Origin of the sequence: Nodosilinea sp. E11 (genome assembly GCF_032813545.1) — a bacterium.
GTDB lineage: Bacteria > Cyanobacteriota > Cyanobacteriia > Phormidesmidales > Phormidesmidaceae > Nodosilinea.
On record NZ_CP136520.1, the window covers coordinates 856,699 to 869,427 of the forward strand.

Consider the following 12,729-nt stretch of genomic DNA (forward strand, 5'->3'; position numbering starts at 1 on the left):
AGAGAATTATAACGCCCTTATTCCTCTAGCACGGGGCAGATATGCAGGAATTCTAACCGGATCGAGCTTAGATGGCCCTCAGGAAGCCTGGTAAACAGTTCAGAAAGCAGTTCCCGGACCGCTTTAGCTGACCTAACTAGACGACGGAGCCGGAGCGTCGGGGCGCGGAGACAAATTAGCTGGGGCATTGAGGGGCGGTGGCGCTGCCCCCTCGGTCGGACTGCGCAGGGGCGGAGCCTCTAGCGGCGGGGGTGGAGCTACAGGGGGTGGGGCGGGCTCGACTTCAGGTTGGGGGGCAGGGGCCACAGGTTCTATTGGGGCGGGGGTGACCCAGGGTTCTGCCGGTGCCTCCCATACTTCAGTCGGCTCGGGGGTGAACTCAGGCTCGGGGGCAGGCTGAGATACCGCTGGGGGCGGGGCCGCAGGCTCTTGAACATTGGGTACAAAGTCGGTAACGGGTTCGGAGCCCGGCGGTGGGGTATCACCATAATCGGGACGCCTACGATTGGCAGGAGCATCGTCCCAGGGCTGCCAAAGCGGGTTGCTGTTCCAGCCAGGCTGGGGTGGAAACGACTGATTGGGATTGAGCCGCTCTGGGCTGGCAGAACTAGCGGGTTGCAGACGGGCATAAAGGCCGATTCCCAGCCCGCTGACAGTGGCAATTAGCCCGGTCAGCCCGAGGGCCAGCACTTTTTTAGAAGGGTGTTTGGTAGAGGAGAGGGGTGCGATCGCCTGGGTGCTTGGCCCACTGCCGGGGATGCGATCGCCTGGCACAACCAGGGTGACTGGCACAACAGGGTAAGGCGGCAGCGGCACCACCGGGGCCGGGTCGGGGGGCAAGCTAGTGGCATCGGGCAGCAGGGCGGCCCAATCGGCCAGGGCGATCGCCGGTAAACGCTGGCCGGTCGGGCTACCCTGCTCTAGGGCAATATCTAAACTGCGGGGCAGGGCGGGATAACGGCGGCGCACCTCAACCGCCAAGGGGGCCTTGGTGGCTGTAGCCACCTGCCCAGTCAGCAAAAAATACAGCAGATCGCTGAGCCCACGCACTAAGGCGGCTTCTGCGGGGGCAACGACGGTAGGGGCTAAAGCTGTGGTATCTGAATCGCCGTTGTTTGAGGTACTGCTGACTGGAGCCGGGTCGGCTAGTGTGCTATCGGCGAAGCTTGGAGCCACAGAAAAACCGGGCAGCAGATCAAAGCCGATAAAAGTGGTAGTTTTCGCCTCAGGGTCAGACCAAACCTGGTCAGGGCTGAGCCGTAACCCAGTCCAGCCCAGGGGTCGCAAGGCCTGTAGGGCAGCAATTAGCTCCCTGAGTAGGGCTAAGCTGACGCTGGGGGGCAGCGGATGATCTGCGGTCACAAGCCGATCAAGGGGTGTTCCAGTCGGGCTGGCTAAGATCTGGTAACACACCCCCTCTTCTTCAAATCCCCCCAGGCACTGGGGAAAGACCGAATGCTTTAGGTCGGAAACCTGCTGTAAATACTGGTAAAACGCCTGGCGCTCTAAAGCCTCGGGCAGGTCCTGGGGGTTACGACTGCCGAGCACCCGTAGCTGAATCCACTGCCCTCTAGGCACATCCATAGCTAGATAGACCGGACCAACGGTGTCTTCGCTTACCCAGGCATCAATGACATAGGTGCCATGTTTGAGGACGGTGCCGACGGCTAGGGTCATAGAAACAGAAGGCGCTGAATATCTTTGCCACTTTAACCTGTTCTTCGCCGGTCGAGAGGCCGTTGTGCCAATATTCTTGGGACTCAATTAAGGCTGGGGATAGTGCTGAGCTAAAAACCGCTGGGCCTCGCTCTGAGTGGCAATGTCACCATTGATTTGGGCTGCAAACAGAGCCTCTAGCATAGGGCGAAAGGCTGGCCCCGGTCGATAGCCCAGGGCTTTGAGCTGGTGACCGTCAATTAGGGGCGATATTTCGAGCCACTGGGTTAGATATCGCCAGATGGTCGGCCCCAGTTGACGAGGGTGCCGAACGCTCACCAGCAGCAGGGTAGAGAGATCGGCCTGACGGTAGGCGGCATAGAGATCGCTGGGGCGGGGTTGGCTAACCGCTAGAGACTGCCAGCGCTGCTCTAAGTCGTTGAGCTGGGCCAGGCGCTGGATGGTGCGATCGGGCAGATGCAGAGCAGTGGCGATCGCCGCTCTCTCCTCGGCAGGCACTGCTGCTAGCAGCCCCTCCAGCCGCAGCAACCAAGGCGGCCCCACATCGGGCCAGCTAAAGCGCTGCACCCAGCGAGTGAGGCGGCGGAGTTGACGCCACAAAGCCGGAGTCATCACCAAGTCGCTGTGCAAACAACCCAGGGCCTGAAAGCGGTCGAGTAAGGCTAGGGCTGGCTGCCAATAGGGCGCTTCAAAGATGTATTTCAGCTCATTTCTCAGACGAACCTGAAGGGCAGGAGCCCGCCGCATCTGGCGCTGGATTTGGGTGCAAACTCCGCTGGCCATGGCGTGGTGAATGTAGCCCTCGGTCTGAGCATCGAGTCTGAACCCCAACCGCACTGCAAACCGTACCGCCCGATAAATGCGGGTAGGGTCTTCAATAAAGCTATTGGCATGGAGCACGCGAATGGTGCCCTCGCGTAGGTCAATCAGCCCACCAAAATAGTCGAGTAGCTGCCCCGCCCCCGGAGCCGTAAGCCTCAGGGCCAGGGCGTTAATGGTGAAATCGCGACGGTAGAGATCTTGTTGAATGGAGCTGGCTTCAACCTCAGGATTAGCGGCAGGATAGGGGTAAAATTCGGTGCGAGCGGTGGCAATATCGATCATCAGCCCGGCTAGAGGATGGTTGAGATCTTTGCGCCACACCAGCGATGCAGTTTGAAAGCGCCCGTGCACCTGCAAATCGACCTCCGGAAAGTGCTGTTTGATCACCCCAGCCAGCTCGACTCCAGCCCCAACGGTATCAACCCATCCATCGACGACTAGATCTAAATCGGGCAAAGTAGCGGCGGCTGACGCAGCACAAATCAAAAGATCGCGCACCGCCCCACCGACTAAGTAAAGATGCCAGCCCCGCTCTTGGGCGGCGGCAGCAATTTGGCGCAAAATATCTTGCAGTAGGGGCGACAGGCTGGCCTCTAGGGTGTGCTGTAGGGTGGTAGCCGTTGGCAGGGCAGGCCATTTTTGCGCTGAGGCCTGAGAGGTATGGCCCTGGTGCAGATGGCGCAGCAAGTCGGTGCGGGTGACGATGCCCACTAAAGCTCCCTGGTGCAGCACCGGCAGGCGACCAATGTCATAGGTCACCATCAGGTCTTCGATCTCGGCCAGGGGAGTGTCGGGGGTGATGGTCTTGAGGTTGGTGGCCATGTAGCCCTTGACCGGTGCATGGCTAAACCCGTGGTGCAGGGCTAGATCGAGATCGCGGCGCGAAATAATGCCCACCAGGCGATCGCCCTCATCCACGACCGACAGGCCCGAGTGGCCATAGCGCAGCAAAATTCGCTGGGCCTCGCGAATGGTGGTGGGGGGGCGAATGGTGCGCACGGGCGATGACATCAACGCTCGGGCGGTGGGTCGGGGCGGCAGCTGCGATCGCGCCTCATCAATCACTTCCCGCAAAACTTCCGGGGGATTTGGCGTGGTCAGCGTGACCGAAGCCGCCGTGGGGTGACCGCCGCCGCCTAAAGCGGTGAGCAAGCGCCCCCAGTCTAGGCGATCGCCCAGAGAACCACGAGCTCGACCAATCAAAGTCAGCTTGTAGGAACTCGGCTCTAAATCAGGCAAATTGGACGGATTGGCCAGTCCGGTAGAGCTGTCTCCTGGACCAGTGCGTTCCGAACCAGAATAGTAGGCCCCAAACAGCAGAGCATCGGCATCGGCGAGAGAAATGAGCCGCTCTGCTAACCCCGACAGCCCTGGTACATAGCCATCGACCTTCAGCAATACCCAGACCAGACTATGGCCCTCCACAGCCTCTACCTGAAGGGCCGCCATGGCGTTGGTCAAGAGAGCTTGTAAGACAGGGCTCAGCCCCGGCTCAACAAAATCGGCAACCACCGCCAGATTAGCTCCATGGGCCATTAACCAGGCTAGGGCAGTGGCATCCCGCGCCGTTGCCCCCTCGTACAACAGCGATCCCGTATCTACATGGATGCCCAGGGCCATAACGGTGGCTTCCGCCACCGTGGGCTCTAGGTTGGCGATTTGCAAGGCCTCAACAGCCAGGGTGGTAGCGGCTCCCACTGGCTCAATCGTGTTTCCTTCAGTGGCCTTTAGGGCAGAATTCTCACTGGTCGCCTGGGTGGAGGCCACCTGGGTGGGATGGTGATCGTAGACAGTGATGGGAACACAGCTTTGCTCGGCCTGGGCAATCCAATCGGCCGCTGGACCAAAGCGACTGGGCTGCTGGGCATCAACCAGGGTGAGACGTTCAATCTGGCTGGGGTCTACGGCTCGCCGTTCGATTAAGGGATATTCGTCACGGTATAGCGCCAAAAACCGCTGCACCGTAGGATGACACCCGCCAGTGAGCACAATTCGTCGCCCCGGCTGTAGCCGCGCCAACCCCACGGCAGCCCCAAGGGTGTCGAAGTCGGCGGTAGTGTGACAAAGTACCAGATCCATACTTTTCCCAGGGGCCTCTTTCTGATAGCGTACTGGTTAGGGTAGTGTGGCTGTTAGCCCGATTTTTCGGGCTGTTCACCGCCGTCTCCGCTGCTGTGTTTGAGAGAGCTAAGATAAACCAATGGTAATTCTGTTTCAACTCGCGCTGTTTGCCCTGGTGCTGATGTCTTTTGTGCTGGTGGTGTATGTGCCCGTGGCCTACGCCTCTCCCCAAGACTGGGATCAGTCTAAAAAACTCATCCTGTTTGGCTCTATCATTTGGGGCGCGCTGGTGGTTGTAGTAGGCGGCCTTAACTATTTTGTGGTGTAGATACTAGTTTTATGGCGGTTTTTGAAGGCACATTAGTCTCGACAGGGTCTCCTCGGTTTGCCATTGTGCTAGGCCGGTTCAACGATTTAGTGACAGGTAAACTGCTGGAGGGCTGCCAAGACTGCCTAAAGCGCCACGGTATTGATGTCAATCCCGAAGGTACCCAGGTTGATTATGCTTGGGTGCCAGGGAGCTTTGAGATTCCGCTGGTGGCTCGGCAGCTAGCCTTAAGCGGGCGCTACAACGCCATCATCTGCCTAGGAGCCGTGATTCGCGGCTCGACACCCCACTTTGACTATGTGGCAGCAGAGGTGGCTAAGGGGGTGGCAGCAATAGGCTTTCAGACGGGGGTACCCGTTATCTTTGGGGTACTGACTACCGATACGCTGCAGCAGGCCCTAGAGCGGGCTGGCATTAAGGCCAATCACGGTTGGGATTACGCCATGAGTGCCCTGGAAATGGCCAGCCTGATGGGTGAAATTCACTCAGCCATGGGCGCTGGCGGCAGTGCCGCTAGGTTAGGGCCAGGGGTTGCCCTGTCAGCCCAGCCTGCAATTGCTGGCGATGGCAGTTCTGTCTAAGGCAAAACAATTTCAAAAAAATGTTGACATAGTCACCCTTTTTTGAGATTCTAAGTAAAGTCAAAACCAGCGAACGAATTGCTTCCGACTCTGGTTTTTATGCGGGTATAGCTCAGTGGTAGAGCGTCACCTTGCCAAGGTGAATGTCGCGCGTTCGAATCGCGTTACCCGCTTATTAAAGGTCTTGTGCTCTGCTGACGCTAGGTCAGTGTTGGGGTAGCTGCCACCTTGGTCTGACTTGGGGCCAATCTACCGTTAACTGCTCAGGCGAGTGTGGGCTGACAGAACCATAACTACTCTAGTTAGGTGCTGCGGGTGTCAGGGTTTACCTGTGCCGAACGGGCCAGAGGCTGATGCCACCGGTGGGTATTCAGGCAAGTCTTGGTGCTCTGGGAAAAATGGTTTTGCCTTAGGTAGGCTGGGCAAACACCGTTTGCCCCTACGCAATCCACCTGTTCAGAATCGGGGTTATGCGATTCGGACCCAGCATTAGTACTGACGTTCCAGAGGCATGAATGAACCGGGTTAGGGTGACTCAAGGCCCGAGGACTGCGCCAGGATTGTGGGCCTCCAGGCTAAATTTTTTGAGGGGGCAAAACAGCGCATCAGGACGATGCCCTAACAGCCAGTAGGTTTCCATTTCGCCCCGCCCTTTGATCGCAGTGCGGCCCCGGTATTCTAGCTGGTAGTAGTCTTTGAGGCGATCGTAGGTGGCGGCAGTCACTTGAATTCTGCCTGGCTCACTGGAGGATTCCATGCGGCTGGCCACGTTAACGGCGTCGCCCCAGAGGTCGTAGATAAACTTTTTGGTGCCAATCACCCCAGCTACGACCACACCAGTGTTGATGCCAATCCGAATCTCCAGTGGTTCACCGGACTCGGCTTTGAAGGAGGTGGTGACCTGCTGCATAGCGAGGGCCATTTCAGCGATCGCCTCCGCATGGTCAGGACGACGAAGGGGCAGCCCTGCCGCCACCATATAAGCATCGCCAATGGTCTTGATCTTTTCTAGCCCCAGATGCTCGGCCAGGCTGTCGAAGGCAGAAAAGATTTGATTGAGCAGATCGACTAACTTGATGGGCGATAGATGGTGAGACAGGCTGGTGAAGCCAACAATGTCAGCAAACAGAATGGTGACCTCGTCGAAGTGCTGGGGGATCGAGGTTTTGGCCTGCATCAGTTCTCCGGCGATCGCGGCGGGGAGAATATTGAGCAACAGTTGCTCGGCCTTTTGCTGCTCGGTGGCCAGTTTTTCGTTACTAATTTGCAGCTCGCCCAACATGTCGTTAATTTGGTTGCCGAGCTGGTTGAGTTCGTCGGTGCCCTGCACCTGTACCCGCTGGCTCAGATCATTCGACCGGCCAATGTGCTGTACCTGCTGACTCAGCCTCAGCAGCCGTCGCAAAATGACGCGATCGAGCAGCAGCAGCATACCACCGGTAAATATCAGGTATGACCCCAGCAGTGACCAGCCTAAGTAGTAACGGCTAATCTGCCCCTGGCGATAAATGTCGCGGGGTAACTTGACCTCTAGCAGCGCCTGGGGATTGCCATAGATATCGGGCCACAGAACATAGCCCTCTAGCGTATCGGCACTGTGCGATCGCACTAAGGTCGCAGGAGTCGTAGAATCTGAGACTTCGCCCAGGCTCGCCAGCGCCGTCTGAAGAGTCTCTGGCAGATCATCGTCAAGCAAGTGCAGCTTTAGATCTAACCGAGTTCGCAGGGCTAGAGTGTCGACCACCTCATCACTCAGGGTACGCCCCATCAGCAGAGCACCCCTGGCTGGACCGGTCGCATCGCTGCGCAAAATCGGCTCGACCACCACCAGCATGAGTTGGCCATTAACGACCATAATGCCCTTATGGTGGTAAGCCAGGTGCGGAAACTGCATCAGGGGGCTCTCAGGGGTGAGCTGCTGGGCAAGGTCAGAGGGAAATGGCAAAAAGGCTCTCGTTTCAAAGTCGTAGCCTGCGCCATAGACCAAGTCACCATCTCGGTTGACTAAGGCCACAACGTTGAGTCGCAGGCTCTCAAACGCATATTTGCTTAAATTTGACTCGATATAGGCGGGGTTAGCGTTTTGAATAAAGGCGTAGGTATCGTTCCAGGCAGCCCAGTCTTGGGTAACGCTATGCATTTGAGCCAGGTCACCCGCCAGCGTTTCATCAACCCGTTGCAGGTTGCGCTGGGCGTCTTGCCGTTCTAGGCGACCGTAGCTACGCTGCAAAATGGCGGAATAACTGCTGTAGAGAATTACTAGCAGCCCTAGCAGAGGCAGCGTAGTGACGAGTAAGGTCTTGTGACGCAGGTTCATGGGGGGCGTGTGCTATGAGGGGTGTTAACCCTCAAGAGTAATCTGTAGGGTAGCCAACACGGACCCAAACATCCCTACTCCTCACCATTGCTTTGAAATTAAACCGTTTTTTTAATGACTTATTTTTTTGTAATGACTTATTTAAGGCGATGGGGCAGGGCGTATTTGTTAAGATAGCCCGACTACTGGGTAGACCATAGGACCAACGCTTGAGCGATGCTCAGACTTAGCGCTAAGGTTATTTGAACTGTGCCTTGGTGAAGAACGATGACCAATCCATATCTTGCCTTAGCAAACCAAGGAAAAAATTCCTGGTGGCGCTACGCGATCGCCATTGCAATTATTCTCTTTTTCTATCAGGTAGTTGGCGCAATCCCAATGGTGGCATTGAGCATTGCTCTGGATCTCGACGATAATCCTGAGACCCAGCTAAATCTTGAAACCCTTCAGTTTGAGGGCGTCAACCCGCTATTGCCCTACTTGGCGATCAACGGCCTGTTAATTGGATTACTGATCGGGCTGCTAATTGCTGTTTATGGATTACATCGACGCCGCTTGATTACTTTGATTACGCCGAGCGATCGCATCAATTGGCAGCGGATCTTTCAAGGCTTTGGGTTTTATTTCCTGTTAATCTCGCTGGCAACGCTGGTGGGAGAAGTTTTATTGGGGCGCACGATTGAGTTAACGCTTGACATACCCCAATTTTTAATTTTTCTGCCCATTGCTCTGATCGTCACACCGCTACAAACCTCTGCCGAAGAGCTGTTTTTTCGGGGCTACCTGATGCAAGGGCTAGCCTTAAAAGCGTCCAATTCATGGATACCGATTGTGGGGTCTTCGGTGTTATTTATGCTGCCTCACCTGCTCAACCCCGAAGCCCAGTCAGGGCTGCTCATCATGGCTTTACTTTATTTTTTTCTGGGAGCATTTCTGGCATTTATTACGGTCAAAGACCAGTCTTTAGAGCTGGCGTTAGGAGTGCACGCCGCCAATAACCTATTTGTGGTGCTGGTCCTCAACTACGCCAACTCTGCGCTGCCGTCACCGTCGGTGTTTACCGCCTCCCAGCTCAATCCGCTCGCTAGCCTGGTGAGCCTGGTGGGGGTAGCCGCCATTTTTTGCTTTCTGCTCTTTGGCCGACGGTAGGCTTCACCTAAATCAGGGGGTTTGAGGCTAGGCCACAGCCGCAACCCCCCTGATTGGCAGCCCTTAGCTCAGCAGAATCTGCCCAGCAGCGGCGACCCCAGCCCCCGGTGTGAACTGGTTGTAACCTAGCTTGGTTAGCGTAGCCTCGATCGCAGCGACGGCGGTGAGAATATCGCGATCGCCTACAAAGCCCAGGTGGCCAATGCGAAAGATCTGACCCTTGAGGTGGTCTTGGCCTCCCGCGAGCGCAATATCAAACTGCTTCTTCATCACCGAGCGAACCTGCTCAGCCTCAACCCCCTGGGGCATGACAGCGGTGATCGCTGGGCTAGCGCAGTCATCGGCCCCAAACAGCGGCAGGTTGAGCGCGGTCATGGCGGCGCGGGTGGCCCGCTTTTGGCGATCGTGGCGGGCAAAGATCGCCTCTAGGCCCTCTTTCTGCATCATTTGCAGCGCCGCTTGCAGGGCAAAAAACATATTCACCGGCGGCGTAAAGGGAGTAGTGTTCTTAGCCGCATTTTTGCTGTAGGGCTTGAGGTCGAGGTAGTACTTGGGCAAGGTCGCGGTTTCGTAGGCCTGCCACGCCTTGGCGCTGACGCTGACAAAAGCCAAACCGGGGGGAATCATATAGCCCTTCTGAGAACCAGAAGCCACCACGTCTAGCCCCCACGCATCCACCGGTACCGAGGTTGCCCCCAGGCTAGTCACTGCATCGACCATGATCAGCGCGCCGTGGGCTTTGACATGGCGGTTGATGGTTTCCAAATCGTTGAGCACCCCGGTGGAGGTTTCGCTGTGAGTGACAATCACCGCCTTGATCTCTTTGGCGGTGTCGGCGTCAAGAGCAGCCTTGATGTCGTCAGGATTCAGGGGTTTGCCCCACTCGGCGGTCACGTCCTGTACCGCTAGGCCGTAGGCGCGGGCCACTTCGCCCCAGCGTTCGCCAAATTTGCCGTTGCTGGCCACCAGCACCTTGTCGCCCGCGCTGAGAAAGTTGATGATGCCTGCTTCCATCGCCCCGGTGCCGCTGGCGGCCAGCACCAGCACGTCGTTTTGGGTCTGGTGCAGCCACTTGAGGTTTTCGGTGACCTCGGCCATGATCGCGCTAAACTCGCCGCTGCGGTGGCCCATGGGGTGCTTGGCCATGGCCAACAGCACCTGCTCGGGTACGGGGGTCGGCCCCGGAATCATCAGCATCAACTTGTTATCCATGCCTTACTGCCCCAACTCTGCAACTAAAGAAACAAACCTCCAGCTTACCAATAAGGACGGGAGGGGCTGACAATTTTTTGGAGTGTTGTAAGACCAAATCGGAATGGCATAACCCCGATTCCCAAAAGTCCAAACCGCAGGGGCGCATGGCATACACCCTGCTGAATCAGGGGTAACCAAACAGGATGCAGGATAAGAAGCCCACTTCGCTGGGTCTAGCCTTACCGATCGCCGAGGTTTCGGCACGGCAAGCCGTTGGCTAAACTAGCAAACAAAGAATGGCAGCAGACCCCTGAACAAAAAACGAACTGCCCTAGGTATGCGTTATCTAGCTAGCGATCGCCCCAGTTCAAAGAACGTTTTCACACACTACCCATGACTCTTCCGCTCACCCTTCACCAACTGAAGGCCCAACCCATTACTCCTCAAGCCTTTGCTCCCTTTGGCCAAGTGATTTTTCCCAGTGCTGACGAAGCCCCCTTTGGCCCCGCCGATGCTCAGCTCAGGCTAGATGCAGGCATTCCCCGCTTTTACATCATGACGCTGGCGGCCAAGGGCACCCGATTTCGCACCATTACCCGGCACCAGCGCTGCACCCAGTGCCTAGGGGCGCTAGAGGGCAAAGACTGGCTGATGGCGGTGGCTCCACCAGGAGCGGCGGCCCAACCCAACCCGCAAGACATTCGCGCCTTTCATATTCCTGGCAACTGCTTTATTAAGCTGGAGGTGGGCACCTGGCATGCAGGGCCATACTTTCGCCACGCCGCTGTCAGCTTTTACAACCTAGAGCTGAGCAATACGAATGAGGTTGACCACCAGACCTGCGACCTGGCGGGGGAGTTGGGGTTGGAGTTTGAGATGGTGGATGGGTAGGGGGTGGATGGGTGGGCGGGTAGGCGGGTAGTTCAGGCTTCATTCACTCATCCACTAGCGAGCGATCGCAGCCTCCACTGCCCCAGCCGCCAGGGGTGGCAGCACATAGGCCGTGGCTTGTTTGATCGGCTGCGATCGCAGTCCATAGGCCACCTTACCCCCCGTAGCCTCGGCATACTGGCGACAAAATTCAGCCAGGTCGGGGGCCGCCGTCTGGGGCGAAAGACCGTTAAAGATAAAGGTGAGCTTACCAGGGGCGCTGAGGGCAGCATTGCAAGCCTGGCCACAGGCGGCCATACAGCGCACCGGCTGAATTGCGATGGCGTGCTCACCGTCTAGACAGCGGGTGAGTTGATCGATTAGGTACTGGCCCCCGGTGTTGTCGCCTGCCGCTGGAGCCGGCTGAGGAAACTTACACAGGGAGCAAACAAATAGCGTGGACTGTTGGGTCATGGGATTCACAAAATAAGTAAATTGGCTGCACCAGCCAGTCATGCTGTGCGGTTGGCGGTGCAAGTTGGACCTTAAAGAGAGGAAGTAACCGTAAACTCAGCGCTGCGATGGCCCATTTGGCGAGAGCACTCTGGTGGCGGCACGGCCCATCCCTTCAGGCAAGAGAGGTGAGGTGGCGAGTCGCCTAGCAGCAGCAAAATGGCATCTTGTTCGGGGTCGTAGGTAACGACAGCGGTTTCTACGACGGGTTGTTGGTCGGCGGCTAAGCCCAAGTCGCCCCAGCAGGTCGCCAGATCGGCCTGGGGCACAAAGCGGGCGGTATAGGGCACCGCCGTACAGCTCCAGTCCACCGTGGCGGTGGGGATATGGATCTCGCAGACCACCATACCAGGGCCGTGGTGCAACCATCCCTGCCAGGCCAGGTGACCGAGGGGCAGCCAATAGTCTCGAATAAACAGGGGCTGCCAGTCGCCAAAACAGCCCTGCCATAACGTGTCTTGTACGCGCATGGCCACTACCCTACGCGACTGAAAACGGTCAAAAACAAAGGTCCAGGGAAGCAGCGCCCCAGGGCCAACCAAAAACTATAAGTCACCTGTACCTCGCAGATGGATATGACGGTGGGCATCCATCGGCGGGCATTCTGACTTGACGATTTTAAATGGGCAATGCTGAATTCTGGAAAGATGTGGATCCAAAATTTCAAATTGGCCAACCAAAACCGGCTCACAGCTGCGGGACAGTGGCAGATGTTCGCTGCGCTTTCCCCGTTTCCTTTAGTGGCTGATCCCCACTAAAACCGATAGAGCTGCATCCTAACACCCTAGGGGCTGAGCAACACGCTATCGGTCGATTGATTTGTGGCGACCTCAGCCATTGAGACGAACTCTACCAGCCCTAGGTGGCCCGACGGCGGCGGTGGGCGGCCATATAGATGACGTTGCTACCGGCGCGGTGGTCGCTATGGGCCGCAAGCAACCCCGAGGCTTTGACCCGCTCAGCTAGAGCCAGAGTTAGGGTGGCACCGGCCTCAGGGGGCACTAAGAGTTGCTTAAAGCTGACCGTCAGCTCGGTATCGGGTGCCCAGTCGTGCTGACGAATCCAGCAGCGATCGCGATCGCACCGCGTTACTACGAAGTCGGGCACGTGGTCATCTTGGCCCTTGAGGCGAACTTGTGACCCTGGTCGAATCGTTAAAGAAGCCATAGCGCTGCACCTACAGTAGGCTAGCTGTCACAGACTCAAAGATAGTGCAT

11 protein-coding genes, 1 tRNA gene and 1 riboswitch are annotated in these 12,729 nt (G+C 57.2%); of the genes, 5 read left to right on the top strand and 7 right to left on the bottom strand.

The annotated features are described in order from the left end of the window. Window positions 1–132: 132 nt before the first annotated feature. Window positions 133–1,677 (bottom strand): hypothetical protein, encoded by a 1,545-nt coding sequence (locus RRF56_RS06195; protein WP_317036766.1) that lies wholly within the window; start codon window positions 1,675–1,677, stop codon window positions 133–135. Between the two features lie 87 nt (window positions 1,678–1,764). After that, window positions 1,765–4,578: a CBS domain-containing protein gene (locus tag RRF56_RS06200; RefSeq protein ID WP_317036767.1), complete on the bottom strand. Its 2,814-nt coding sequence runs from the start codon at window positions 4,576–4,578 to the stop codon at window positions 1,765–1,767. 121 nt (window positions 4,579–4,699) lie between these two features. Between RRF56_RS06200 and psbZ the strand changes: the two genes are divergently transcribed. The 3 genes from psbZ (at window position 4,700) to RRF56_RS06215 (ending at window position 5,642) form a co-directional block, all read left to right on the top strand. Beyond that, window positions 4,700–4,888: a photosystem II reaction center protein PsbZ gene (psbZ, locus tag RRF56_RS06205; protein WP_317036768.1), complete on the top strand. Its 189-nt coding sequence runs from the start codon at window positions 4,700–4,702 to the stop codon at window positions 4,886–4,888. An 11-nt stretch (window positions 4,889–4,899) separates the two neighbouring features. Beyond that, window positions 4,900–5,469 (top strand): 6,7-dimethyl-8-ribityllumazine synthase, encoded by a 570-nt coding sequence (gene ribH / locus RRF56_RS06210; protein ID WP_317036769.1) that lies wholly within the window; start codon window positions 4,900–4,902, stop codon window positions 5,467–5,469. Between the two features lie 101 nt (window positions 5,470–5,570). After that, window positions 5,571–5,642 (top strand) — tRNA-Gly (locus RRF56_RS06215). Window positions 5,643–6,004: 362 nt separating this feature from the next. Here the strand turns inward: RRF56_RS06215 and RRF56_RS06220 are convergent. Beyond that, window positions 6,005–7,786 (bottom strand): adenylate/guanylate cyclase domain-containing protein, encoded by a 1,782-nt coding sequence (locus RRF56_RS06220; protein ID WP_317036770.1) that lies wholly within the window; start codon window positions 7,784–7,786, stop codon window positions 6,005–6,007. 267 nt (window positions 7,787–8,053) lie between these two features. On the opposite strand from RRF56_RS06220, the gene RRF56_RS06225 reads away from it, so the two are divergent. After that, window positions 8,054–8,935, top strand: a complete 882-nt coding sequence (locus RRF56_RS06225; protein WP_317036771.1) for a CPBP family intramembrane glutamic endopeptidase — start codon at window positions 8,054–8,056, stop codon at window positions 8,933–8,935. Between the two features lie 63 nt (window positions 8,936–8,998). Here the strand turns inward: RRF56_RS06225 and RRF56_RS06230 are convergent, their stop codons facing one another. Beyond that, window positions 8,999–10,147: an alanine--glyoxylate aminotransferase family protein gene (locus tag RRF56_RS06230; protein ID WP_317036772.1), complete on the bottom strand. Its 1,149-nt coding sequence runs from the start codon at window positions 10,145–10,147 to the stop codon at window positions 8,999–9,001. A 375-nt stretch (window positions 10,148–10,522) separates the two neighbouring features. Between RRF56_RS06230 and RRF56_RS06235 the strand changes: the two genes are divergently transcribed. Beyond that, entirely contained in the window at window positions 10,523–11,020 is a 498-nt protein-coding gene (locus tag RRF56_RS06235; RefSeq protein ID WP_317036773.1) for an ureidoglycolate lyase, read from the top strand. 54 nt (window positions 11,021–11,074) lie between these two features. Here the strand turns inward: RRF56_RS06235 and RRF56_RS06240 are convergent, their stop codons facing one another. The 3 genes from RRF56_RS06240 to RRF56_RS06250 all read right to left on the bottom strand — a co-directional run bounded on the left by RRF56_RS06240 (window position 11,075) and on the right by RRF56_RS06250 (window position 12,679). Then, on the bottom strand, window positions 11,075–11,473 hold the full coding sequence (locus tag RRF56_RS06240) for a DUF1636 domain-containing protein (protein ID WP_317036774.1): 399 nt from the start codon (window positions 11,471–11,473) through the stop codon (window positions 11,075–11,077). A 71-nt stretch (window positions 11,474–11,544) separates the two neighbouring features. After that, on the bottom strand, window positions 11,545–11,982 hold the full coding sequence (locus RRF56_RS06245) for a hypothetical protein (RefSeq protein WP_317036775.1): 438 nt from the start codon (window positions 11,980–11,982) through the stop codon (window positions 11,545–11,547). A gap of 106 nt (window positions 11,983–12,088) precedes the next feature. Beyond that, a riboswitch (cobalamin riboswitch) is annotated at window positions 12,089–12,292 on the bottom strand. Window positions 12,293–12,370: 78 nt separating this feature from the next. Then, a complete protein-coding gene (locus tag RRF56_RS06250; protein WP_317036776.1) occupies window positions 12,371–12,679 on the bottom strand; it encodes a hypothetical protein in 309 nt (102 codons plus the stop codon). Between the last annotated feature and the right edge of the window lie 50 nt (window positions 12,680–12,729).

Coding starts and splice junctions, on each gene's coding strand:
- RRF56_RS06195 (WP_317036766.1), bottom strand. CDS start 1,677: ATGACCCTAGCCGTCGGCACCGTCCTCAAACATGGCACCTATGTCATT.
- RRF56_RS06200 (WP_317036767.1), bottom strand. CDS start 4,578: ATGGATCTGGTACTTTGTCACACTACCGCCGACTTCGACACCCTTGGG.
- psbZ (WP_317036768.1), top strand. CDS start 4,700: ATGGTAATTCTGTTTCAACTCGCGCTGTTTGCCCTGGTGCTGATGTCT.
- ribH (WP_317036769.1), top strand. CDS start 4,900: ATGGCGGTTTTTGAAGGCACATTAGTCTCGACAGGGTCTCCTCGGTTT.
- RRF56_RS06220 (WP_317036770.1), bottom strand. CDS start 7,786: ATGAACCTGCGTCACAAGACCTTACTCGTCACTACGCTGCCTCTGCTA.
- RRF56_RS06225 (WP_317036771.1), top strand. CDS start 8,054: ATGACCAATCCATATCTTGCCTTAGCAAACCAAGGAAAAAATTCCTGG.
- RRF56_RS06230 (WP_317036772.1), bottom strand. CDS start 10,147: ATGGATAACAAGTTGATGCTGATGATTCCGGGGCCGACCCCCGTACCC.
- RRF56_RS06235 (WP_317036773.1), top strand. CDS start 10,523: ATGACTCTTCCGCTCACCCTTCACCAACTGAAGGCCCAACCCATTACT.
- RRF56_RS06240 (WP_317036774.1), bottom strand. CDS start 11,473: ATGACCCAACAGTCCACGCTATTTGTTTGCTCCCTGTGTAAGTTTCCT.
- RRF56_RS06245 (WP_317036775.1), bottom strand. CDS start 11,982: ATGCGCGTACAAGACACGTTATGGCAGGGCTGTTTTGGCGACTGGCAG.
- RRF56_RS06250 (WP_317036776.1), bottom strand. CDS start 12,679: ATGGCTTCTTTAACGATTCGACCAGGGTCACAAGTTCGCCTCAAGGGC.